Source organism: Verrucomicrobium sp. BvORR106 (assembly GCF_000739655.1).
GTDB lineage: Bacteria > Verrucomicrobiota > Verrucomicrobiia > Verrucomicrobiales > Verrucomicrobiaceae > Verrucomicrobium.
The window spans coordinates 1-22,063 of sequence record NZ_BATR01000152.1 but is presented as its reverse complement, the minus strand read 5'-3'; the positions used below and the strand labels follow the sequence as shown (position 1 = coordinate 22,063).

The 22,063-nt window shown below is 58.9% G+C and carries 20 protein-coding genes and 1 pseudogene; 13 read left to right on the top strand and 8 right to left on the bottom strand.

Going from position 1 to position 22,063, the window contains the following annotated elements; translation table 11 throughout:
* The 11 genes from BV106_RS36325 to BV106_RS27080 all read left to right on the top strand — a co-directional run.
* Positions 1–2,652 (top strand): DUF1592 domain-containing protein (locus BV106_RS36325; RefSeq protein WP_265596113.1); only part of this gene is annotated, 2,652 nt, incomplete at its 5' end.
* Positions 2,653–2,752: 100 nt separating this feature from the next.
* On the top strand, positions 2,753–3,055 hold the full coding sequence (locus BV106_RS27130; RefSeq protein ID WP_038170017.1) for a hypothetical protein: 303 nt from the start codon (positions 2,753–2,755) through the stop codon (positions 3,053–3,055).
* A 257-nt stretch (positions 3,056–3,312) separates the two neighbouring features.
* Positions 3,313–3,750, top strand: a complete 438-nt coding sequence (locus BV106_RS27125) for a hypothetical protein (protein ID WP_265596112.1) — start codon at positions 3,313–3,315, stop codon at positions 3,748–3,750.
* A 555-nt stretch (positions 3,751–4,305) separates the two neighbouring features.
* The gene (locus tag BV106_RS27120) at positions 4,306–4,635 is read left to right on the top strand and encodes a hypothetical protein (RefSeq protein ID WP_265596111.1); all 330 of its coding nucleotides are present in this window, start codon (positions 4,306–4,308) and stop codon (positions 4,633–4,635) included.
* Positions 4,636–4,786: 151 nt separating this feature from the next.
* Entirely contained in the window at positions 4,787–5,194 is a 408-nt protein-coding gene (locus tag BV106_RS27115; RefSeq protein ID WP_038170012.1) for a hypothetical protein, read from the top strand.
* A 144-nt stretch (positions 5,195–5,338) separates the two neighbouring features.
* Positions 5,339–5,791, top strand: a complete 453-nt coding sequence (locus tag BV106_RS27110) for a hypothetical protein (RefSeq protein WP_038170008.1) — start codon at positions 5,339–5,341, stop codon at positions 5,789–5,791.
* Positions 5,792–6,543: 752 nt separating this feature from the next.
* A complete protein-coding gene (locus BV106_RS27100; RefSeq protein WP_038170006.1) occupies positions 6,544–6,963 on the top strand; it encodes a hypothetical protein in 420 nt (139 codons plus the stop codon).
* 381 nt (positions 6,964–7,344) lie between these two features.
* Positions 7,345–7,836, top strand: coding sequence for a GrpB family protein (locus BV106_RS27095; RefSeq protein WP_265596114.1), 492 nt, complete (start codon positions 7,345–7,347; stop codon positions 7,834–7,836).
* 312 nt (positions 7,837–8,148) lie between these two features.
* A complete protein-coding gene (locus BV106_RS27090) occupies positions 8,149–8,817 on the top strand; it encodes a hypothetical protein (protein ID WP_265596110.1) in 669 nt (222 codons plus the stop codon).
* Between the two features lie 225 nt (positions 8,818–9,042).
* Complete coding sequence (locus BV106_RS27085) at positions 9,043–9,480, top strand: hypothetical protein (RefSeq protein ID WP_038170003.1); 438 nt, start codon at positions 9,043–9,045, stop codon at positions 9,478–9,480.
* A gap of 88 nt (positions 9,481–9,568) precedes the next feature.
* Positions 9,569–10,027, top strand: a complete 459-nt coding sequence (locus tag BV106_RS27080; RefSeq protein ID WP_038170002.1) for a hypothetical protein — start codon at positions 9,569–9,571, stop codon at positions 10,025–10,027.
* A gap of 433 nt (positions 10,028–10,460) precedes the next feature.
* On the opposite strand, the gene BV106_RS27075 is transcribed toward BV106_RS27080, so the two are convergent.
* Both BV106_RS27075 and BV106_RS27070 read right to left on the bottom strand, forming a co-directional pair.
* Positions 10,461–11,282, bottom strand: a complete 822-nt coding sequence (locus BV106_RS27075) for a glycerophosphodiester phosphodiesterase (RefSeq protein WP_038170001.1) — start codon at positions 11,280–11,282, stop codon at positions 10,461–10,463.
* A gap of 499 nt (positions 11,283–11,781) precedes the next feature.
* Positions 11,782–13,182 carry an MFS transporter gene (locus BV106_RS27070; RefSeq protein ID WP_038170000.1) on the bottom strand — a complete coding sequence of 467 codons (1,401 nt, stop codon included), beginning with the start codon at positions 13,180–13,182 and terminating at the stop codon, positions 11,782–11,784.
* An 887-nt stretch (positions 13,183–14,069) separates the two neighbouring features.
* Here BV106_RS27070 and BV106_RS38900 point away from each other — a divergent pair.
* Positions 14,070–14,381: a hypothetical protein gene (locus tag BV106_RS38900; RefSeq protein WP_051946387.1), complete on the top strand. Its 312-nt coding sequence runs from the start codon at positions 14,070–14,072 to the stop codon at positions 14,379–14,381.
* A 44-nt stretch (positions 14,382–14,425) separates the two neighbouring features.
* Here the strand turns inward: BV106_RS38900 and fmdA are convergent, their stop codons facing one another.
* The 6 genes and pseudogenes from fmdA to urtA all read right to left on the bottom strand — a co-directional run bounded on the left by fmdA (position 14,426) and on the right by urtA (position 20,704).
* Positions 14,426–15,646, bottom strand: a complete 1,221-nt coding sequence (gene fmdA, locus BV106_RS27060; protein ID WP_038169999.1) for a formamidase — start codon at positions 15,644–15,646, stop codon at positions 14,426–14,428.
* Positions 15,647–15,718: 72 nt separating this feature from the next.
* A complete protein-coding gene (gene urtE / locus BV106_RS27055; RefSeq protein ID WP_038169997.1) occupies positions 15,719–16,408 on the bottom strand; it encodes an urea ABC transporter ATP-binding subunit UrtE in 690 nt (229 codons plus the stop codon).
* Positions 16,409–16,421: 13 nt separating this feature from the next.
* Positions 16,422–17,164: pseudogene (gene urtD, locus BV106_RS39300) on the bottom strand (urea ABC transporter ATP-binding protein UrtD).
* Positions 17,161–18,336: an urea ABC transporter permease subunit UrtC gene (gene urtC, locus BV106_RS27045; RefSeq protein ID WP_038169995.1), complete on the bottom strand. Its 1,176-nt coding sequence runs from the start codon at positions 18,334–18,336 to the stop codon at positions 17,161–17,163. Before urtC ends, urtD begins: the two are co-directional and overlap by 4 nt.
* Before the next feature lie 39 nt (positions 18,337–18,375).
* Entirely contained in the window at positions 18,376–19,302 is a 927-nt protein-coding gene (urtB, locus tag BV106_RS27040; RefSeq protein ID WP_038169993.1) for an urea ABC transporter permease subunit UrtB, read from the bottom strand.
* 172 nt (positions 19,303–19,474) lie between these two features.
* Positions 19,475–20,704 (bottom strand): urea ABC transporter substrate-binding protein, encoded by a 1,230-nt coding sequence (gene urtA / locus BV106_RS27035; protein WP_038169991.1) that lies wholly within the window; start codon positions 20,702–20,704, stop codon positions 19,475–19,477.
* Positions 20,705–21,042: 338 nt separating this feature from the next.
* On the opposite strand from urtA, the gene BV106_RS27030 reads away from it, so the two are divergent.
* Positions 21,043–21,978, top strand: coding sequence for a LysR family transcriptional regulator (locus BV106_RS27030; RefSeq protein WP_038169989.1), 936 nt, complete (start codon positions 21,043–21,045; stop codon positions 21,976–21,978).
* The last annotated feature ends 85 nt before the right edge of the window (positions 21,979–22,063 follow it).

Below are 22,063 nucleotides of genomic sequence, written 5' to 3'. Positions count from 1 at the left end.
AAGGTCCTCCCGATGCTGACGGAGTACTGCTACGACTGCCATGGCGATGGCATGGACAAGGGGAACTTCGCCCTGGACAAGAACACGGACTACGCCGCCATCTTGGGCGACCGGAAGCTCTGGGACAGCGTGCGGGAGCACGTGACCACCCACGTGATGCCTCCGGAAAACAAGCCGATGCCGACGAATGAGGTTCGGGATCAGCTGATCAGCTGGATCGACGATCAAGTTTTCTGGGTCGACCCCGCCAAGCCTGACCCTGGCCATGTGACCCTCCGCCGCCTGAATCGCGTGGAGTACAATAACACGGTCCGCGACGTCTTTGGCGTGGAGTCCCGTCCCGCCAGCTCCTTCCCCCCGGATGATACGGGATATGGGTATGACAACATCGGCGACGTGCTGAGCCTCTCGCCCTTGTTGATGGAGAAGTACATGAAGGCCGCCCGCAAGGTGGCAGACGAGGCTGTCTGGCTGAAGCCTCCTGGCGTGTACAAAGAGGAGCGCTTGGGCGATGGCCTGAAGGTGACCGAAGGGCAGGGGGGCGAGCTGAACGGCGCCACGGCCCTTTTCACCAATGGCAAGATCACGACTCGCGTGAATGTGAAGGAGGAGGGCGTGTATCGGCTCATCCTCAATGTCTCCGCCACTCAGAGTGGTCCGGAAAAGGCCAAGTTCGCCGTGAAGGTGGACGGCAATGACGTCCGCGAGGGCGAAGTGACGGCGGAATATCACGCTGACAAGCCGGACGAGAACTGGCAGCGCGTCAGCCTGGATGTGCCGGTGAAAAAAGGCGACTGCAAGATCACGGTTGCGTTCCTCAATGACTTTGGTGATCCCAATGCTGCTGATGCGAATCGGCGGGATCGGAATCTGCTGGTGCAGAATGTGGTGCTGCAGGGGCCGATCAAGTTCCGTGGTCAGTGGCAGTCCAAGTTCGTGAACTGGCTGGTGGATGGCAAGGCTCTGGCTGCACAGCAGATGGTGCTGGAGGCGAATGCCTTTGAATCCAGCATGCCGGTGAATGACTTCTATGATGATGGATTGATGATGATCGCCTCCGGCAGCATGGAGCGCGAGATCAACATCCCGTTCGAAGGCGAATACCGCATCATGGTGGTGGCCAGTGCTGATCAGGTGGGGGAAGAGGGTGCCAAGTTCACGGTGCGTCTGGGTGACAAAGATCTGGCCACCAAGGAGGTCACGGCCAAGACCGGTGTGCAGCAGACGATTAGCTTCAAGACACCGCTGACCCCGGGGCTTCGTCCTCTGAAGTTGAGCTTCATCAATGACTCCTACAGCAAAGAAACGGGCGACCGTAACCTCACGGTGCACCGGGTGATCGTGCAGGGTCCGCTGAACAACCAGCCGGTCAACCTGCTGAGCGATGAGGAGATCCCCAAATGGACTGCCAAGATGGGGTTGAAGATCTTCCGTCGTCCGCTGGATCCAGTGGATCTCGAGAAGCTGGTGGGCCTGGCCAAGATGGCCAGCAAGGACGGGGCGGATCTGGAGGAGACGCTGAGCGTGGTGACAGAGGCCATGCTGTGCTCGCCCAAGTTCCTGTTCCGCGGCGGTGCCGAGCCGGAAGGCAAGGTGGAGAACGAGGCCGTGCTGGTGGATGAGTTCACTCTGGCCTCGCGCCTGTCTTATTTCCTCTGGTCCAGCGCGCCGGATGACGAGTTGCTTCGTCTCGCCTCGGCTGGTGAGTTGCGGAAGAATCTGCGGGCCCAAGTGACCCGCATGATCGGTGACTGGAAGGGCTGGTCCCTGGCGGAGAACTTCGCCGGTCAGTGGCTGCGTCTGCGGGACGTGGAGCTCGTGGCCCCCAATCGCCGACTGTTCCCTGAGTTCGAGGGTCGTCTGGCCTACGACATGAAGACGGAGTCGCTCATGTTCTTCGACCACATCTACCGGGACAACCGGAGCGTGTTGGAGTTTCTGGACAGCGACTACTCGTTCATGAACGAGAACCTCGCCAAGTTCTACGGGATCAAAGAGGACGTGAAGGGCAAGCAGTTCCGCAAGGTGTCCCTGGAAGGCACGCCGCGAGGTGGCATCCTCACCCAGGCGGGTGTGCTCACGCTGACCTCGCACCCGAACCGCACCTCTCCCGTGAAACGCGGTCAGTTCATTTTGGAGAACATCCTCGGCACCCCGCCGCCTCCGGCTCCGCAGAACGTGCCGGCTTTTGGTGAAGACCGTGGTGCCAAAGTGACGGGCACCCTGCGTCAGCGTTTCGAGGCGCACCGCTCCAACCCGGCCTGCGCGAGCTGCCATGCTTTCCTGGATCCCATGGGCTTCGCCCTGGAGAACTACGATGCCATCGGCCGCTGGCGCGATACGGACAACAAGCAGCCGATCGATGCCACGGGCAAACTGCTCACCGGCCAGGCCTTCAACGGCGCAGCGGAACTGCGCAAGGTGCTGGTGGCGAACAAGAAGAACGACTTCACCCGCTGCCTTGTGGAGAACCTCTTGATTTACTCCCTCGGTCGCGGTCTGGACTACCCGGACAAGTACTTCGTGAAGCAGCTCACCAAGCAGGCTGAGGAACGCGGCTACAAGTTCCAGGACATCGTTGTGGCCGTGGTGGAAAGCGTGCCGTTCCAGAAGATGCGGGCGACTGAGGCGGGGAAGACAGTAAATCGGTAATTCAGTAATTCAGTAGGACGGTAAATCAGTGGAACATGTGGGGCGGATTGTGCCTTGAGTACAACCGCCGGGGATTGGGTGGGGTTCAGGAGGTTTCACGATGGATTCACGCACCTACAAGAGGGCCGATGTCTTCGCCTACGCGGGAATGGGAGTTTATTCTCTCTTCAACCTCGCATGGATCCAGTGGGCGCTTTCAGGAGCGGGCTTTGGCATTTTTGACACTGCAGGTTTCATCGGGCTGGTGGTGCCTGTGGTGGGGCTATCCTGCCTGATCGTGTTCCAATGTGCTTCCCGAGAGAATCGTCTTTCGGCGCTCGCGAATGTGCTCGCGCTCATGGTGATGTTGGGTTGGTTCCTGGCGGTATGGAGTATTGTGGTGGAGGCATCTGCGGCGGTGTAGTCGGGGATGCGTCCATGGTGGAATTGCTTGTTCCTCATTTCTGAGGGGCCTGGCGATTTGGCCATATCACGGAGAAAAACTGCTTGTTGGCTTGAAGAAAGGACTGAACTTGGGCATTTTGATTGCCCATGGGGTACTTCAAGTACATGGCCCAACAGCCCTTTAGCACCGACGGAGATGGTCGACGCCTGTTCTACCTGGGAGGTCCTTGGTCAAGGCCGTACATTATTCCCGACGCTCAGACGGAAGCGTTGCTCATGAATCGGCAGCTCGCCTTGATGAAGTATGGCTTTGGGTCGTTCATTGTCGGTCAGTCGATTCTCTTCGCCTTCTGGTCACCCGCCAAGTATCATCCCGCAGTCTTCCTGGGATACCTCGCGGTGGTTGTGGTCCTGTTTTGTCTGGTGGGGTGGCTAGCCTTTAGGCGGCTTGTCTCAAGCCTTCAGAGACTGGCCCGTCGGCTGCCAATTCGGCAGTTTTATCAAAGCATGGCCGACAGGCATTCCGCCGGGGCGCTTGTGCTTGGGATCCTCGGAAGTCTGCTGTTTGTCTGGGGTGGCTACTGGATGACCACTCGTCCGGCATCCATGAAGTTGGTTTCCGAATCTGTCATCGGATGGACGTGCATTGTGTTGTTTGGCCTGGCTGCTGTGGGATGGGGATATGCGTTGATGTTGAAGCTTAGTCGGAGGTGAATGATTGTGCCGATGGCTTGAAGACATGAGTGACAAGAAGCAACATGACATCGATGACGTCATCCATGCCGCCCGGTTGGCGATGCCTCAGGTAGAGGCGGTGCAAGCGGTCACAGTTCCGCATGCGTGTCTGCTCAGACGACAGCACCTCACGCCAACGGCGTGATACGCAAGAGCCCGGGGTCAGACTGCGAAGCGGTCGCCACCCTAGGTATCTTGTAGCGAAGTTGGAACTCCAACGGAGTTCTACAAACGGTCCAAGCTACCCGAGGGTATTGCCGCATCTTTGTCGACCCCGCAGGATTGTACCACGGTTTGTAGAACTCACTTCGGAGTTCTGGTGCTGCTGTTTATGAACCCAGGGTGGCGGCTCGTGCCTCGCCTAACTGGGCTGAGATGTGTGACGCCTTAGGCGTCGCGATGAATTGCCCAGAGGAAATGGTGCTTCGCAGTAAGGTGACGTGTCCGAAGATCGAAGCTTTGGAAGCTTTTCGTGTCAACGAAGTCTTGATCTCGCCGTCGCACAGCTTAGGCTTCTCTCAAGATTCCAACCCGATGAAGATTGAACCGCCGCCATTGCCCGAGCCTTCGGAGGACGGCTATGAGACGCTCGGCTGGTATCAGCCGGGGGAGGCATTCAAGTTGCTGAAGCGCTTTGATGACGAAGGGGTCTATGCCCAGATTGACCAATCGACCGGCAGCGACGATGCCTCCGCCGTCTGGGGTGATATGGGGCGTGGGTTTGGCATCGCCTCGCAGATTCTCATCTCCATCCATAGTTCCTGCCGGGAACATGCACTCCGCATTCACCGCGACTTGTTTGGCGATGATCTTGCCTCCACCGAGCCCGAGGAGTTTGTCGAGGAGACGGGAACTGACGAATGAATCTCCACGACTCGATGACGAACAAGACGGATGCAGGCAACGGCTCGTATGGCATCTTTCGTGTCAGCGACGCGCGATTCTCGCCGTCGCATGATCTTTGACGTTAGGCGCTTCCCACGTGCACCATCTTAACTCAAAACCACATCGCCATATGCCTCACCAAATATTCAATTGGTTACGACTAGCCATAGGAGCGATCATCCTCTTGTTTTGCATTGATCCCACATTTGCCGCTCCACCGACAGCCGAAACCGATGCCAAGGTTGCCGGGACATGGCAGGTTTCCGCCAAACAGGGACACGTAAGGATTTATGAAATCTCAGCCGGTCGGAACGTGAAGATCGTTGGCGGGGGACGTGAAGACCGGTCTGGACGATTGACTCCGAAGCAGGATGGCTCATACACGCTCAAGTTAGACGGCGATGCGATACAGAGGCTTGTCTTTGTTCCGGGTAACGACCAACTGCTCATTGAGCATTACGACTCCAAGAAGAATTTTGATCTCAGTCTTCCGCCTGACTGGAAGAAGCCAGCCGTGAGGATGCCAACCAAAAAATAACTCCTAAGAGCTACCAACACTTCGCCGAAATTCAATCGCATTGAAGCGCCTAAACATACGATGCAGCGCGCCTGGCCATCGCGTTCCGGTGTCCATGGTGACCTCTTGTGTGCTGGGGCGCTGAGATTGAAGTGCTCGCCTAACATGAAGACACTCATCTTGGCACTCGCGTTTGCCTCAACGGTTCCTTTCCTTCGCGCGTCGGAAACGGAGGGGCTGTTCGTCGCTGGAGACGAGCGCTATGCGCCAAAGTATGAACTCAAGGACGGTGAGTTTGTGCTCCGATTCAAGGCCGTACGCCTTCAGCTGACGCGCGCGGTTTTCAGATTTGATACTGAGGACAAAACTCGATACTGGCTTGAGATTGATATCGAAAAGACAGGGGCTCCGCGCAATCCGGACCCAGGTGACTTTTATCTTTTCAGAATCGAGGGGCAGGACTACGGAGGATTCTCCACTCGCGGCCAACAGAATGATGGCGGTTGGCGATGGGTATTGGGCATGACCGACCCTGTCGCAGGTCGAATCCTCCTTGAGAAGATCGGCAAGGCCTATGGCCTGCCTGCAACCCAAGTCCACGATCTGACTAAACCATGAGACCACGCCACCAACACTCAGTCGAGCAAAGCGCTGGTGGTAACGGCTCGTAGCAGATTGTCGTGTCAGCGAAGTCTTGCGCTCGCCGTCGGCGCAGCTTAGACGTTCGCTCAACCAATAGCGCCATTCGCCATGCCCATCGTAGCGATAGCTTCTCCGTCAGACTGGCAGCGAGTCCAGAGGCTCAGGCTGGCGGCTCTTCGAGACACGCCAGACGCATTTGGTTCCACTTTCGAGGATGAGTCTCAGAGGTCTCCCGAGTGGTGGATAGACCGCCTCCAGTCATCGGGCTCCGTGACATTCATTGCGGTCGAGCCAGGCGAGTCTGGGATCGCCGTGCTGGGGCCGTTTCGTTCTCCACCCGACTGCGGTCTTTTTGCGGTCTGGGTGGCTCCAGAGCACCGGGGAATGGGTGTTGGAGATGCTCTTATGTCGTCTGCGATAGCTCAGGCGAGGAGTCAGGGCGTTGGGAGATTGTTGCTCGACGTTGGCCGACACAACCTTCCCGCCCGGAGGCTATATCTCAGACACGGCTTTTCACCCACCGGCACCGAGTCCACACTGCCGCCACCACGCTCACACATCATTGAGGACCAGCTTGAACTCATATTGGACGCCGCCAGCTTGCCGCCATGAGTGGCACATATTTGCGAACGAGGACGCACAAGACTCTGGCGGCAACGGCTCGAGTAGAAGACTGCCGTGTCAGCGAAGTCTTGCGCTCACCGTCGCCACAACTTAGCCGTTAGGGCATGATCGCGATACTCGACATTCAAGCAGTCTATAGTCGAGGTTTGACAGACCCGAAGAGTCTCACGTCGCAAGAGCGACTAGTGTATTTGCTTGTTGACCTTGAGACTTGCGCGGACATGGAAGGTTGGGATCACTTCTTCATGCATTCCGGAATTGAGTATTACCCAGAGATCTTGGCCGGACTGAGGGCGGCAGGCGACATGGAGTCATTGGAGATACTGCAGGACTATGAACGGGCTTTGCGCGAGCACGGCGTTGCGTTCGATTCGGATGCGATCGGTGACTTTATGTGCAATGCTTCAGATGAGTATCTCCAGTCATGCCGTGACTGGCGCGAGGATTACTCCCGGCTCGCGGAAGCCCGATGGCAAAAAGTGAAAGACTATTTGAGCCAGTATGGATACACGATCATGGCCTAACCTGCTCCACAAACGCTCCCGACGGCCAGATTATCACCGGTTTGAATTCTTTTGGGCGTCACAGGACGACGCCACGGTCTGTAGAACTCACTTCGGAGTTCTAGTCCATTCGGCAATTATCCCAGGGTGGCAGCTCGTGCCTCGCCTTACCCTGGGCTGAATTGTATGACGCCTTTGGCGTCGCTGAGAATTTCTGAGACGAAAGGGGGCTTCGCAGTGAGGTGACGTATTCGAGGCTTGAGGCTTTGGAGGTTGTTTGTGTTAGCGAAGTCTTGCGCTCGCCGTCTCCACAGCTTAGACGTTAAGCGACTTCTCACGTCTTCACTTATTTGATCATGGAGACAGACACTTCCTTAACCCACGCCATCTCCGAAGAAGTCCATCACGAAACACGATTCGCGGTCGGCTGCACAGTTCGTAGCGGAACGGGATCGCCTGTTTGGGCTTCTGCCAGGCTGTTTTGCCGCCATCGAACATATCGGGAGCACCGCCGTTCCGCGACTCGCCGCCAAACCGATTGTCGACATTCTTGCCGGAGTGGGCTCCATCAGCGAGGCCGATGCATTGTTGGAGCCGTTGTGCGCGCACGGCTACGTGACTTCTGCCGAGTTCAACGCCACTCTGTCGGATCGACGCTGGCTCATGCGGCACGCGAACGGCAGGCGGACACATCATCTCCACCTTGTCGTCTTCGATGGCCCACACTGGACATCGCATTTGCAGTTCCGCGACTTGCTGCGATCGGATGCGGCCGTCGCCTCACGCTATGAGCGCCTTAAGCACGAGCTTGCCGAGCAGCACCGCGACGACCGTGAAGCCTATACCCACGCCAAGGCAGCGTTCATCAATGAAGTCTTCACCAACGTCGCCTAGCCAATCGCTGCTGCGATCCCGGCCATCGTGTCACTGTTGCAATCGTGGTGTCCTGTGGGTTTATCTCAGCAATGACTGCATTACAGTTGCCAGCGAGGGTGAACCAGGCGCAGGAGCCAACCTCTGGGGTTCCGCGCCGGAGGTTCGCCATTTCGATTTCAGCATCATCCGCCGATTCGAGGCTTGACTCCGCCTCAGTGGTCGGTTCAGCTCAATCCGTTCGGCCAAATGCAACGCGTAACCTCCAATCGACACGATCCTGCATCTATCTTGCAGGTCTTGGACGCCTGTTGCCGAAGTTTCACATTTCCCATGCTAGACAATGGCTATGTGTATCTGGCTGCCAGCAGGCTGTCATTGCACCGCTCAGACGATGATTGGGCTATGGTCATTGAGATTTTCGGGTTCTCGCCTCGATCGGGTTTGCCTGATGTCCAAGTTCACACATTCGGCAGTCGCCTGCACAATCGAAACAGCGTGCAGGAGTATGTCACCCCCGAAGCACATCAAGCCTACCTCGCTAACAACCCCAACAACGAGTCGCGCTTTTTTCACCCGATTGAAGAGGGGAGATGGATTGACGAAGACGAGCCGGAGGCGGTTTCACCATCCGGCACCGTGACACTCCGGAGCACGGCTATCAGGTTGCCATCTCGCGAGCAGTATCTGCCTGTAGGGATCGAGATTCAGGGCGATCGCCCAGCGATCTTCGAGTTGTGTCGGTTTCTGGCTCATCACCATCGAGATTACGTGTTGGCTACTTTTTCTGAACGGAGAGCCAGTGTTCCGGCTGAGCTTGATGAAATTCTTGTATTGGAGGACTGGCACCATCCCGATGTCTGTTCTGAGGAACTGCCCAGCGAGACCGAGACATTTCGTCAATTGGCTGAGGTGCTCGCCAGCGGTGAAGTTTCTCGGTATGAGACTGACGAGCCGCACATTACCCATTGGCAACACTGGCCAGATGGAGGCACACTATGACGATCGGCAAAGCCAGGGCAAGGGCGAGCGAAATTCGAAGAGTTTGGTGCTTGCGAGCGTGAGATGTTGCAGCACGTTGTTCCAGCGGGACAGCGAGCCGAGTATGAACACAGACCAAGATCCGTGGCCTAACCATGTGCTACAGCGGACCCGGCTTAAGCGTCGCGGTTGCAAACATAGCGTCCCGTGGGCATGGGTGCTGAGCTTTGGTCGTAAGGCAAAACCATGACAAGGCAGCGTGAAGGATGGCTCGGCGAAGAATACGTTCGGATTTACGCCGATGCCGACCGTAAACGAATCGCGCGGCTCTACGATTTCGAGACCTTCCTCCCCGACTATGAGCCTTGGGGCTCCATAGGTCTTGACGCCTTATGTCTCGGACCCGATTCTCACCTCTATCTGGTCGATTGGATTCCGCTCGAAGAGGGGTATCGGAAGGAGCGCTACGCCGGCATCGCAGAGTTCGAGGCCGGCCTCACTCGATTGAATGAGGTGACATCATCTTATTTGCACTTTGAGAAAGAAGTTCACTGCGTGCATCCACTGATTCTGGGCGGGGACCCTAACGCTCCACCGGTCATGCTCGACCAAGACACGCACGCGAAGGCATGTTGCTTCTTCAATCAAATTTGTCGGACTGTGAAGGCGAAGATCACAGCATGAGGAGGAAGCCCATGGACTTTGGAGTTGTGCAGTCGATCCCATCGACGGTGACTCTCACAGAAGGAGTTTCCGCAGTAGTTCCACCATCATGAGGGTTGTCGCGCTTCTGCTTTCGTTTCTTTGTCTCTTGGCCTCGATGGTCCTCTTGTGGCTGGGCTACATCGGCACTTTCGAAAGCTCCTCCCAATTGGCCAGGTTTGAGAGCACTCCCAAAGAGGGGTGGGACTACTGGCTCCGTAAAGAGTTTTGGAACGATGTTCGCTGGTTCAGCCTCTATTTGGGACTGGCTGTCGGCGGGTTCGGTTTGCCGCTGACTGCGTTCTGGCGTGGGCAAAAGAAGGCGCAGTGCAGTCGCCTCGTTTCGTGGGGCTTGTTTGGTGTCGCGATGCTGTATACGGGAGTCTGGACCTGGGGATTCGCCATGTGGTGGCGGCGCGGGGATTTTCATCTCATGATCATTATTCCCACGGTCATGCTGATGGGAAGTGTTGTTGCCTTGAGTACGTTCTTCGTTCAGGCGAGGCTACGGGGGGCTGGGTCCGGCTGAGTGACGGGTTGGCGTTGAATGGCGTGATGAACGAAAGGATGGCAGTCTCGCAGGTGGCACTGTTCAGTTGCGTGAAGCCTGACGCCAAGGGCGTCATACAAAGTAGCCCAGGGTAAGGCGAGGTGCGAGCCGCCACCCTGGGTGCATGGGAAGATGAGCCAGAACTCCGAGGTGAGTTCTACAGACTCTTGCCGCATCCCTGAGGTTTCCACCGAATGCGGGAGGATCGTCTCCGAGTTGACTGGACGGTTTGTAGAACTCCCTTGGAGTTCCATCACTATCACGTGGTACCCGGGGTGGCGACCGCTTCGCGGTCTGACCCCGGGCTGTTTTGTATCACGCCTTTGGCGTGGAGGACGTCGTTATGAGGATACTGAGACGACCTCCTCGCGGATGCTGTATCTTGTTGAGCTGACGCGCATGCGCGAATCGGCTACTTCTTGCTCTCGATGTACTCCTGCACCATTACCGGAACATCTGTGCAGATGGCATCGACGCCCAGGCCGAGGCCGAGGAAATAGTCATTGAGGTCACGGCCGGGCCAGCCGGTGACGATGAAGCCTTGCTTTTGCGCTTCTTTCACAGCGAGGCGGGTGGTGCCTTCCATCTTGGCAGCGATTCTCTTGGATCCGATGGCTTTGGCGGATTCCATCAGTTCGGGGGTGAGGGGGCCACCTTTGATCAGCATGATGTCGGCCTTGGGATCGATCTTCTTCAGAGCGATGAGGGGCCGCTGGTCGAATGAAGTGAAGACGTAACTGGAGCCTGCCGGGACGTGAGCAGTGACCTTGCGATAGACCTTTGCTGCGTAGTCATCAATGACCGCATCTGGATACAGGGTCTTGTTGCTGGTCTTCATCTCAAACTCCACGTACATGCCCGGTTTGTCCTTGAGGTATTCGAGGAGTTGGTCCAGGAAGAGCAGGGGTTCGTGCTGTTTTTTGGAAGTGATCTTGGCTGCGGCATCGGAGTTCAACTGCTCGACTGGGCCGGTGCCGTTGTGGGTGCGGTCCAGGGAGTCATCATGCAGAATCACGAGTGCGCCGTCCTTGGTCATGCGGACGTCCAGCTCAAAGCCGCGCAGGCCTTTGTCGTAGCTGCTTTTGAAGGCAAAGAGGGTGTTTTCCTCAAACTCGTGCGCGCCGCCACGGTGGGCAAAATGGAAGGGCTTCTTCTCTTCGGCAAATGCGTTGGAATGCAGGCCAAAAGCCATGCAGGCACCGGCGATGAGGACAGCGTGATAAGATAACTTCATGATGAAGGAAACGCTGCCAATCGAGAGTTCCTTATCGAGCCGGCCTTTATTTGCAGGTGGGAATGCCTGCCAAGGAACCTCGGGGTATGACTTGGATGTGTTGATGGCGGTGGGGAGGAAGCAGATGCTATCGGCCTTCCCACCTGTTCATCCTCTGCGGATGTACTCAGGGTTGACTCGCTTGAGGCTCGTCCAACCGCTGGGCTGTGTTACAGATCCCATACTGGGATCAACTTCGGCCTGAGACGGGCGCCTCAAGGTGGTTCCCTGGCTGCCACCCCAATCGCACGCGGTTGGTTTGTTCTCCTCAGGAGGGCAGAAGGCTCGGCCTCATCAAGCGTGCCCATGACGAGCATCCCTGAATGACGTCGGGCCTGCAGCCCTCAAATGTCTGAAACTACCGCCAGCCTTGGGCATTGCCCAAGGCTGAGTATAACCCCGGGCTTTCAGCCCTCAGCACGTCCGCCCAAGGGTGCCTTTCAATGGCCCTTGTTTCTGCCTACTTCTCGGGAAGCCCGTCCAGGAGCTTCTGTTCTTCGGCCTCTTCCTTCTCCTTCTTCCGGACACCGAGACCGAGGAAGTAGATGATGATGGCGGAGAGCAACATGGAACAGCTGATGAAGTAGAGACCGCCGACAAACGAGCCGGTGACAGTCTTCACCTTGCCCATGATGTAGGGACCGAGGGCACCGCCGAGGTTTCCAAAGGAGTTGATGAGTCCGATGCTGCCGGCCGCCGCGGCTTGCGTGAGGAAGGTGCTGGGCAGAGACCAGAAGGCGGGCATGTAGGTCTTGAACCCGGCGAAGCCGATCATGAAACAAGCCACGGTGAGTGGCAGGTTCCCCTGGGTCATGGGAGCACAGGCCAGGGCGGTGGCCCCCACCACGATGGGCAAGCAGGCGTGAAGGCGGCGCTCCTGGAAGTGGTCAGAGCTCCAACCGCCCACCAACTGGCCGACAAGCGCGAGCGCAGGGGGCAGGATGATGAGCCAGGTGAGTGTGTTGAGATTCATGTGGTACCAGTCATTCAGCACGCTGGGCATGAAGAACTCGATACTGTAGCTGCAGGTGACGATGCTGAAGTAGGCCCATGCCATCAGCAGCACTTTTGGGTGGCGGAGGGCCTCGCTCACCTTCATGCGCTTGCCACGGGATCTCACGGCCCGTTCACGCTCCAACTCGCTCTCGAGGGCTTCTTTCTCTTCATCGGTCAGCCAGGAGGCCTGACGAGGCCGGTCCTTCATGATGAAGAACACGATCAAACCCATCATGACTGCCGGGATGCCCCAGAAGACGTACACCCACTGCCAACCTGTCATCCCCAAGACAAGGGGATGGGTGATGGTCTGGCCGTTGACGACTTCGGTCGTACCGATCTTCAGAAGCAGGTACGAGATCTTGGGGCTGACCATCTGGGCGAATGGGGTCGCCACCAGGAACATGGCCAGGGCCTTGGACCGATCCCGATCGGTGAACCAATGGGTGAGGTAAACGATCACCCCTGGGAAGAAGCCCGCCTCTGCGAGGCCAAGCAGGAACCGGACAGTGTAGAACTGAACCGGGGTGTGCACGGCGGCGGTGAGTGCAGCCATGATGCCCCAAGTGACCATGATGCGACTGATCCAGCGCCGCGCGCCCCACTTCTCCACGATGAGGGATCCGGGGATCTCCAGGAGGAAGTATCCGATGAAGAAGATGCCTGCGCCGAACCCGATGACGGCATCCGTGAACCCCACGAGGTCCTTGGTCATGGTGAGCTTGGCCACGGCCACGTTCTGCCGGTCCACGTAGGCGATCATGTAGCTGATGAACAGCAGCGGAATGATCCGGTAAAAAGCCTTCTTGCGAGCGCGGTCGAGCGCCGAGGGCTGGGAAGGGGAAGCGGACGAGGCGGAGGACATGAGCTGGACCAAACGGCGGGAAAGCGGCGATGCTATCGGGAGGAATCCAGATGGGAAGCACAAAGTTCCGGCGAAGCCGGAGACGCAAGTCGGGAAGACGAAAGACGTCAGACCTGAGGGGAAGGTGGTGAGCTATTGCGGTTATTGGGAGATCTGAGGTGGAGGGACGTGGGGATGATGAAGGTGGTGGAGAGGAAGGGGATGGTGTTGGCCTCCACACCTGAGGTTCGCTCGGGTGCGGTACCCAAGGTTGACTCGCTTGAAGCTCGTCCAACCTTGGGCTGTGGTAGAAATCCCCTTCGGGGATTGGCATCTAGTGGCACTGGCTTCCAGCCGGATGATCATGCGCGATCGAATGTACGGATGAGCAGGGGGGGAATGTAGAAGAGCCGTCCCGGCTCTTGGGAGGTCTGTGGTGGGTAGATGCCGGTGGAGGGACGTGGGGGCGGCATCCACACCTGAGTTGGGGGCATTTCATGCGAGAGGACATTGCTGCCATCCCTCCGGGATGGTGAATCTCTTCTGCTGGTCCCGGAGGTATCAGTCGCTACGCTCCTTCAACCGTCCGGCTAATGGCTGGGATGCCTCCGGCATCCGAAGTGGGAGACCCGGCCCTGGCAGCCCCGGCCCTGGCAGCCCCGGCCCTGCACCTGCTTTCGCAGCGGTTGCACCAGTTGCTCAGGATGCCTCCTTCGGTAGCCGATAAAGTCGGATCTTGAACACATGAGGGATGCCTCAGGCATCCTTGGCTGACCTCAGGGGACCAAAAAAATAGCCGGATGCCCCCCTCACAAGGGCATCCGGCTTGCTTTTGCTTTTCTCACCTAACTACACACTGACATTCGCTAATGACCCAACATCCAAGGGCGTGACCCACTTTTTTGAGTTTGCATGACGCCAAGGCGGGTTTTTTTCTTCCGGTCGGGCCGGATCTTGGTTCCGCCTGGGGTGCCGCACCCGCAGCGGGAGCTGCACTGATGGGCGTTGCTGACTCGGGGCTCGTGCCGGCTGCGCTCGTTGACGGAGTGGGCGCGACGCTTGACGGGGTTCATCAGGGCGAGGTTGGGCGCGCTGATGAATCGCTGGGCGACGCCCTGACAACAGGGGCAGCTGGCGGCGTGGTTGCGTTCCTCGACGGTGCGGAAGAGGACGAAATCGCCGCATTCCTGGCAAGTGTAGTCGTAGACGGGCATGGCTGATGGAGGGGGAGAGGTGATTGAGAAGCTTGAGACGAGGGACGGAACTAGACGACGGAGGCGAGATCCACGCCCGGGGGCACCTTGATGGAGGGGCCATCCGCATTCGGTCGGATGTCGAAGTCGAAGATCTCTGTAGGCAGCCAGAGGGTGGCGCACGCGTTCGGGATATCCACGATGCCGCTGATGCGGCCTTCGACCGGGGCGGTGCCGAGGATGGCGTAAGCCTGCTCCCCGGTGTAGCCGAACTTCTTCATGTACTCGATGGCGTTGAGACAGGCCATGCGGTAAGCGACATGCGGATCGAGGTAATGCTGCTGGCCTTTCTCGTCCACGGAGATGCCTTCGAAGATGAGGTGGCGCTTGTACTCGGGGGAAAGCGGGCTGGGTTCAAAGATGGGGTTCACCACGCCGTACTTGGCCACGCCGCCCTTGATGAGGCTGACGCGGAGATCGAGGTAGCCGGCCATTTCAATGGCACCGCAGAAGGTAATTTCCCCGTCCCCCTGGCTGAAGTGGATGTCTCCCATGGAGAGGCCGCCGTCTTTCACATAGACGGGGAAGTAAACTTTGGAACCCTTTGTGAGGTTCTTGATGTCACAGTTGCCGCCGTGTTCACGCGGGGGCACGGTGCGGGCACCTTCGGCGGCGGCTGCAGCGGCCTCGCTGCCCTTGAGCTTGCCCATGTGGGCGGTAGGGGCGTAGGGCAGAGTGGCAAGTGCGGGGACTCGATCAGGCTCGGTGTCGTAGAGCTCCTTCTCGCGCGTGTTCCAGGTATCGAGCAGTTCCTTGGAGGGAAGGCAGCCGATCAAGCCGGGGTGCATGATGCCGGCGAATTCCACACCGGGGATGTGGCGGGAGGAGGTATAGATGCCGTGGAAGTCCCAGCAGGCCTTGCGGGCATCCGGATAGTGGTCCACGAGGAAACCACCGCCGTTGGTCTTGGCGAAGATGCCGGTGAAGCCCCAAGCGGATTCTGGAAGGACGCCCACGTCCAGAATGTCCACCACGAGGAGATCGCCCGGCTCGGCACCTTCCACCCCGATGGGGCCGCTCAGGTAGTGCACCTTGGAGAGGTCAACGTCCAGAATGTCGTTGGCCTTGTCGTCATTGACGATCTGTCCGCCGGTCCAGTCGATGCACTCGACGCGGAATTCGTCGCCGGGTTTGACATAGGCCACCATGGGCAGATCCGGGTGCCAGCGGTTGTGAAGGTAGTCTTGTGATTCAGGCGTGGCGTTGAGGTCTACTTTGATCAGTGTTTTCATGACGTATGCTTGGGCGTAGTTACTTGTCTGTTTTGGGGGATTGGGTTGGTGGCAGGCGGGGCAGGGCAGCGGCTAGACGGAAAGCATGGCTTTGATCTTGGAGGCATCGACGGACTCGCGTTTGTCCTCCCGGATGAGCTTGCCCTTGTCGATCACCGCGATTCGGTCGCAGGTATCGAGCACGAAGCTGAGAACCTGCTCGCTGACGATGATGGTGAGCTTTTTGAGGTCGCGGATCTCGCGCAGGCTGCGGGAGATGTCCTTGATGATGGAGGGCTGGATGCCTTCGGTAGGTTCATCAAGAAGCAGGACGCGCGGCTTGGTCATGAGAGCCCGGCCAATGGCGAGCTGCTGCTGCTGACCGCCGGAGAGGTTGCCGCCCTTGCGCCCCTTCATGTCGCGCAGGACGGGGAAGAGGGCGTAGATCTCGTTCACATCCTCTTCATTGACACTGCCCTTCACACCGGAGATGAGATTCTCATACACGGAGAGGTAGGGGAAGATCATGCGGCCCTGGGGCACGAAGGCGACGCCCTCTGCCACCCGCTTGTAGGAGGGCTTGTGCGTGATCTCTGAGGTGCCCACAGTGACTTTACCCGACACGGTGGGGATCATGCCGATGAGGCTGCGGAAGAGGGTGGTCTTGCCCATGCCGTTGCGGCCGACAATTCCGACGATTTCGCCTTCGGCGGCGCTGAAGGTGAGGTCCGGGATGACGACGCTCTGGCCGTAGGCGACTTGCAGGTTCTTGACGTCAAACATGTTGGGGGGCGGGTTAATGGCCGATGTAAACTTCGATGACCTTGGGGTCGTTCTGCACGGTCTCCATGGAGCCTTCCGAGATGACCTTGCCCATGTGCATGACCGTGACGCGGTCAGCGATCTCCTTCACGAACTCCATGTCATGCTCGATGACGATGACCGAGCGGTTCTGGCTGATCTTGCGGATGAGCTGGGAGGTCTCCTGGCGCTCGCGCACGCTCATGCCGGCGACGGGTTCATCCAGCATGATGACCTCCGGGTTCTGCATGAGGAGCATGCCGATCTCCAGCCACTGCTTCTGGCCGTGGCTGAGGATGCCGCCCTCCGTGTCCAGCTTGTCTGCGAGGCCGATCTGCTCTGCGATCTCGAGGCATTTGCCCATGATCTCCGGGGTTCGCCGAAAGAACAGGCAGCCAAAGACCCCGCGGCCGGTGGGGTGGGAGAGTTCCAGGTTCTCCAGCACCGTGAGGTTTCATAGATGGAGGGGTTCTGGAACTTCCGGCCCACGCCGAGCCTGACGATCTTGTACTCCCGCGTGCCGCGGAGCTCCCGGTCCTTGAACCGGATGCTGCCGCTGGTGGCGCGGGTCTTGCCGCAGATGAGGTCCAGCACGGTGGTCTTGCCAGCCCCGTTGGGGCCGATGATGACGTGGACGGAGTTGCGGTTCAGGTAGAAGTTGAAGCCATCCACGGCTTTGAAGCCGTCAAACGAGACGCCAAGGTCTTCGACTTCCAGGACGAAATTGCGGTCACTCATGGTTCAGCGGTCTTGGGGATTTCTGCAACGGCGGCGGATGCTTTTTCAGCGGACTCGGCGGGCTTGAGTTTTTTCATCAAACCTGCGCCCAGGGTGACGAGCTTCGTCTTGATGGTGCCGGATTTCTCAATGATGCCTGCCAGGCCATCCGGGAAGAACATGACCACGGCGATGAAGGTGCCACCCATGAGGTAGAGCCAGGCGTCCGGGTAGGCTTCAGAGAAGGCGGTCTTGCCGAAGTTCACGATGAGGCATCCGAGGATGGCACCGATGACGGAGAGACGTCCACCCACGGCGGTGAAGATGACCATCTCGATGGAGGGGATGATGCCCACCAGGGAGGGCGACATGAAACCCACCTGCAGGACGAAGAGCGCCCCTCCCAGACCGGAGAGCATGGCCGCCAGGGCGAACACGAAGGTTCGGCACATGGCAACGTCATAGCCGGAGAAACGCACCCGGTCCTCACGATCCCGCATCGCCATCAGCACCCGGCCGAAGCGGGTGTTGATGATGTATTTGGCAAGCAGGGCGCTGGCCAGCAGGAGGAAGACGCAGAGGAAGTACAGGGTGTACTGCGCTCCGGTGGTGCGGATGTCCCAGCCCAGCAGGGTCTTCAGGTCGGTGATGCCGTTTCGGCCCCCGGTGAAGCCCTGGTTGCCATCAATCCCGAGAGACAGGATGAGGGCGATGGCCTGGGTGATGATGGCAAAGTACACGCCACCCACCCGGCGGCGGAACATGGCCCAGCCGATGATGAAGGCGATGAGACCGGGCAGGAGGAACACGGCGCACGAGGCGAAGGTGAAGCTCTTGAACGGCTCCCAGAACCAAGGGAGCTGGGTGATCTGGTTCCAGTCCATGAAGTCCGGGATGCCCGGCGTGGTCTGGATGGAGGTGCTAACAGGGTCTGACGCCTCCAGCTTCAGGAACATGGCCATGCAGTAACCACCGAGGCCGAAGAAGACCCCCTGGCCGAGGCTGAGGATGCCGCAGCGTCCCCAGAGCAGCACCAGGCCGATGGCGACGAAGCCGTAGCTGAGGTACTTGCCCACAAGATTGAGCCGGAAGATGGGCAGGGCCAGCGGCAGGATGATCGCGATGAGCGCGACGAACACCGCGAAGGAGATGGCTTCTCCCTTGGTTTTAAAGAGCGTTCGAAAGAAGATCATGATTGAGTGGATGGGTGAGGGGGGCTGAGTCGCATGGGATTAATGGGCGCGAACCTTGCTGGGGAAGAGCCCCTGAGGCCGGATCATGAGGGCAACCACAATGACCAGGAGGGTGGCGACTTTGCCCTTGGTGCCTTCGAGGAAGAACTCGAGGATGGACTGCGCCTGGGCGATGCCGAAGGCGGAGGCAAGAGAACCCATGAGGCTGGCGGCACCGCCGAAGACCACGACGAGGAAGGCATCCACGATGTAGCGGCTGCCGCTGTCTGGTCCGGTGGAGCCGATGGTGGTGAAGGCCGCACCGGCGATGCCGGCAATGCCGCAGCCGAGCGCAAAGGCGAGGCGGTCCACCGAGTTGGTGTTGATGCCCACGGCACCGCTCATCTTGCGGTTTTGCACGGTGGCGCGCAGACGCAGACCGAACGAGGACTTGTACATGAAGAGCAGCAGCGCGAGGGAAACTGCGATGGCGAGCCCGAGGACGAACATGCCGTTGATGGGAATGTCGAGACCTTCCTTGGGGGAGTAAGATCCCATGAGCCACTCAGGGAGCGTGGGAGTGACTTCACGGGCGCCGAAGGTGGAGCGGAAAGTCTGTTGCATGATGAGGCTGAGGCCCCAGGTGGCCAGGAGCGTGTCCAGAGGCCGGTGATAGAGACGCCGGATCATGAGCCACTCCACCGCCGCCCCGACGAGGGCGCAGATGATGAAGGCAATGAAGATGGCCACCACGAAGTAGTAGGGGCCGAAAGAGGGGGCATACTCCGCGGTAAGGGTGGAGCAGAGATAGACGGTGTAGGCTCCTAGAGCCATGAATTCACCGTGGGCCATGTTGATGACGCCCATCTGGCCGAAGATGACGGCGAGCCCGAGGCCCATCAGCAGCAGCACGCTAAAGAGGCTGATGCCCGCGAAGCCCTGCATGAGGAAAATGTTCTGGAGGTCTTCCCAACTGTAGGATTCCATAGGTGGAGAAAGAGTTGAATGAGGGGGGGGGTGAGCGCGCCGGAGGGCCGGGCGGAGCAAAAGGAAAGAGGGGCGGAGAGAAGGGGAAGGGTCTCCGCCGCCCCCTGCATGGGCCGCGACCGCTTTCAGGCGAACAGCCGCGGCGTGCAGGGAGGGCGGAGAAAGGGGCGGCTTATTGATAGCCTTTCGGGAACGGATCGGGCTCGATCAGCTCGGACTCATAGAGGACCTTGGCCTGGCCGTCTGTGCCCCACTGGCCGATGCGGAGCTTGCTCCACAGGTGGTGGTTGGGGTGTACTTTCACATAACCCTCAGGGGCGGTGGTCAGTTCAAGACCAGGGGAGGCGGCGGCGATCTTGTCGATGTCGAAGCTGTTGGCCTTCTCCACCGCTGCTTTCCACAACCAGGGGCCGAGGTAGCCGGCCTGGGTCACGTCACCGATCACGCTGTTGGCGCCGTACTTGTCCTTGAAGGCCTTGACGAAGGTCTTGTTGTTCTCGTTGTCGAGGCTCTGGAAGTACTTCATCGCGGAGTAGAACCCCACGAGGTTCTCACCGCCGATGCCGAGCACCTCATCTTCCGTGACGGAGATGGTGAGGAGCGTCTGCTTGGCGCTGGTGATGCCGGCGGCCTTGAGCTGCTTGTAGAAGGACACGTTGGAACCGCCCACGACGATGGCGTAGATCACATCCGGCTTCTTGAGCTTGATCTTGTTGATCAGCGAACCGAACTGGGTGTGACCCAGAGCGTAGTACTCCTCACCCACCACGGTGCCCTTGATCACATTCTCGATGTGCTTGCGGGCGATCTTGGCGGAGGTTCGGGGCCAGATGTAGTCGGAGCCGATGAGGTAGAAGGTCTTGGCCTTCTTTTCCTTCACGATCCAGTCCAGGCCGGCGATGATCTGCTGCGTGGCCTCCTGGCCGGTGTAGATCACGTTCTTGGACTGCTCCAGACCTTCATAGAAGGTGGGGTAGTAGAGCATGCCGTTCTCCTTCTCGAATACGGGGAGCACCGCCTTGCGGGAGGCGGAGGTCCAGCAGCCGAACACCGTGCCGACCTTGTCACTCACAAGGAGCTTCTTGGCCTTTTCAGCGAAGGTGGGCCAGTCACTGGCACCGTCCTCCTTGATGACCTTGATCTGCCGGCCCAGCACGCCGCCTGCGGCATTGATCTGGTCAATGGCAAGCTGCTCGGCCTGGATGGAGCCGGTTTCACTGATGGCCATGGTACCCGTGGCCGAGTGAAGCTGGCCTACGGTCACTGTGTCATCAGTGACGGCAAGACCGGTGGTGTTCACCTCTGATGTGGGCGGCTTGGCGGAGGCTGTGATGGCAGACAACGCAAGCAGCCCGACGACCGGGAGCAACCTGCGATGAAGACTTGGAGTTCGCTGTTTCATCTAGTTAGATTAGGTGACGGTTTGCTGTTTCATCGAATCCGGTAATGACCGGGAATCGAGGCTTCCTCGAAAGCCGTCCCAGATGGACCGGGGCGGTAATTTCGATTGGCACGCATCACCAAGCACCGGGCGTGCCGCTGTCCTGCCGTGCCAGCCGTGACATGCTGAAAAGAATTCAACCTTGGATCACGCGAAGGCGATGTGGAGCCAGGCCGGTTTTCCCCGCATGGGAGGTGTGAATCTGCAAGAGAGCGATGGTGCTGACGCAGCTTGTCACGCTCATGGCATCATCCTTGCGGTGACGCGAGTCCCACCTTGCAACATGAATTTTGCTGCGGATGAGCGTCCTTCAATCCCCCACATCCAGTCCGCCGGAGTCCGGTGCCATTGATTCCCGCAGGTTGCAGGTCTTTCTGGCCGCTGCCCAGACGTCGAGTTTCGTCGCGGCGGCGGACCGCCTCAACCTCACCCCCTCGGCCGTGAGTCATGCCATCAAGACGCTGGAGGAGGAGTTTGACTGTAATCTCTTCAAGCGGCACGGGCCGCGCGTGACGCTGACCCGGGCTGGCATGCGCCTGACGCCTCTGGCAGAGGAGGTGCTCAATCGCATGGCCAGCTTGAGAAAGGAAGTGGCGGTGGTGCAGGGGAATCCCCGCAAGCTGCGGGTGCTCATGCCGGAGACCTTCAGTGTGACCATGCTGCCCCGCGTGCTGCCGGACTTCATGGAGTGTTTCCCCATGGCCATCTTTGAACCGGTGCTGGGGGACAGTGAAGATGAACGCGCCGTGCAGCAGCTCATGTCGGGAGAGCTGGACCTTCTGCTTACCTGGCAGGCTCGCAGTTCACCGGATGTGGTGCGGCGGGATCTGGTGCAAGATACCCTGGGCCTGTATGTGGCGGGATTTCATGCGCTGGCTCGGAAGCCACAGGTGGATGCAGCGATTTTTGAGCAACAGCCCCTGTTGACCAGTTGCGCGACGAGCGTGAGGTGTTTTCTGGAGCGGAAACTGACGCCCGGACAACGGCAGAATGCGAGGGTGTGGCATTTGCCCGGGATTGAGGCCGTGCGGGAGCTGGCGCGAGTGGGACAGGGGATCGCGTTATTGTCAGAGCGTGCCGCGTCAAGATTGGTCTCTGCTGGGCAATTGATCCAGCTGGAGCTGCCCGGCCCCCGGGCGCAAATGACGTGTGCGGCCCATTGGTCCGGCCAGACGGAGTTGAGCTGGGCGGCGGAGGTGTTTCTGAGTCTGGTGGAGATGGTGGCGCAGGAGTGAGGCCGGTGAGTTAGTGCGTCAGTGGGCAGTGCGTCAAGGTGTTGGGGGTGTTTGGGTGGGAGGACAGTGGGGCGGCTTGCGGGGG

Excerpts from the sequence above, each read along its gene's own strand:
- BV106_RS27100 (WP_038170006.1), top strand. The coding sequence starts at position 6,544 with ATGATCGCGATACTCGACATTCAAGCAGTCTATAGTCGAGGTTTGACA.
- BV106_RS27085 (WP_038170003.1), top strand. The coding sequence starts at position 9,043 with ATGACAAGGCAGCGTGAAGGATGGCTCGGCGAAGAATACGTTCGGATT.
- BV106_RS27080 (WP_038170002.1), top strand. The coding sequence starts at position 9,569 with ATGAGGGTTGTCGCGCTTCTGCTTTCGTTTCTTTGTCTCTTGGCCTCG.
- BV106_RS27070 (WP_038170000.1), bottom strand. The coding sequence starts at position 13,182 with ATGTCCTCCGCCTCGTCCGCTTCCCCTTCCCAGCCCTCGGCGCTCGAC.
- urtC (WP_038169995.1), bottom strand. The coding sequence starts at position 18,336 with ATGATCTTCTTTCGAACGCTCTTTAAAACCAAGGGAGAAGCCATCTCC.
- BV106_RS27090 (WP_265596110.1), top strand. The coding sequence starts at position 8,149 with ATGCTAGACAATGGCTATGTGTATCTGGCTGCCAGCAGGCTGTCATTG.
- BV106_RS27115 (WP_038170012.1), top strand. The coding sequence starts at position 4,787 with ATGCCTCACCAAATATTCAATTGGTTACGACTAGCCATAGGAGCGATC.
- urtE (WP_038169997.1), bottom strand. The coding sequence starts at position 16,408 with ATGTTTGACGTCAAGAACCTGCAAGTCGCCTACGGCCAGAGCGTCGTC.
- urtB (WP_038169993.1), bottom strand. The coding sequence starts at position 19,302 with ATGGAATCCTACAGTTGGGAAGACCTCCAGAACATTTTCCTCATGCAG.
- BV106_RS27130 (WP_038170017.1), top strand. The coding sequence starts at position 2,753 with ATGGATTCACGCACCTACAAGAGGGCCGATGTCTTCGCCTACGCGGGA.
- fmdA (WP_038169999.1), bottom strand. The coding sequence starts at position 15,646 with ATGAAAACACTGATCAAAGTAGACCTCAACGCCACGCCTGAATCACAA.
- BV106_RS27110 (WP_038170008.1), top strand. The coding sequence starts at position 5,339 with ATGAAGACACTCATCTTGGCACTCGCGTTTGCCTCAACGGTTCCTTTC.
- BV106_RS27125 (WP_265596112.1), top strand. The coding sequence starts at position 3,313 with ATGAATCGGCAGCTCGCCTTGATGAAGTATGGCTTTGGGTCGTTCATT.
- BV106_RS27075 (WP_038170001.1), bottom strand. The coding sequence starts at position 11,282 with ATGAAGTTATCTTATCACGCTGTCCTCATCGCCGGTGCCTGCATGGCT.
- BV106_RS27030 (WP_038169989.1), top strand. The coding sequence starts at position 21,043 with ATGAGCGTCCTTCAATCCCCCACATCCAGTCCGCCGGAGTCCGGTGCC.
- BV106_RS27120 (WP_265596111.1), top strand. The coding sequence starts at position 4,306 with ATGAAGATTGAACCGCCGCCATTGCCCGAGCCTTCGGAGGACGGCTAT.
- urtA (WP_038169991.1), bottom strand. The coding sequence starts at position 20,704 with ATGAAACAGCGAACTCCAAGTCTTCATCGCAGGTTGCTCCCGGTCGTC.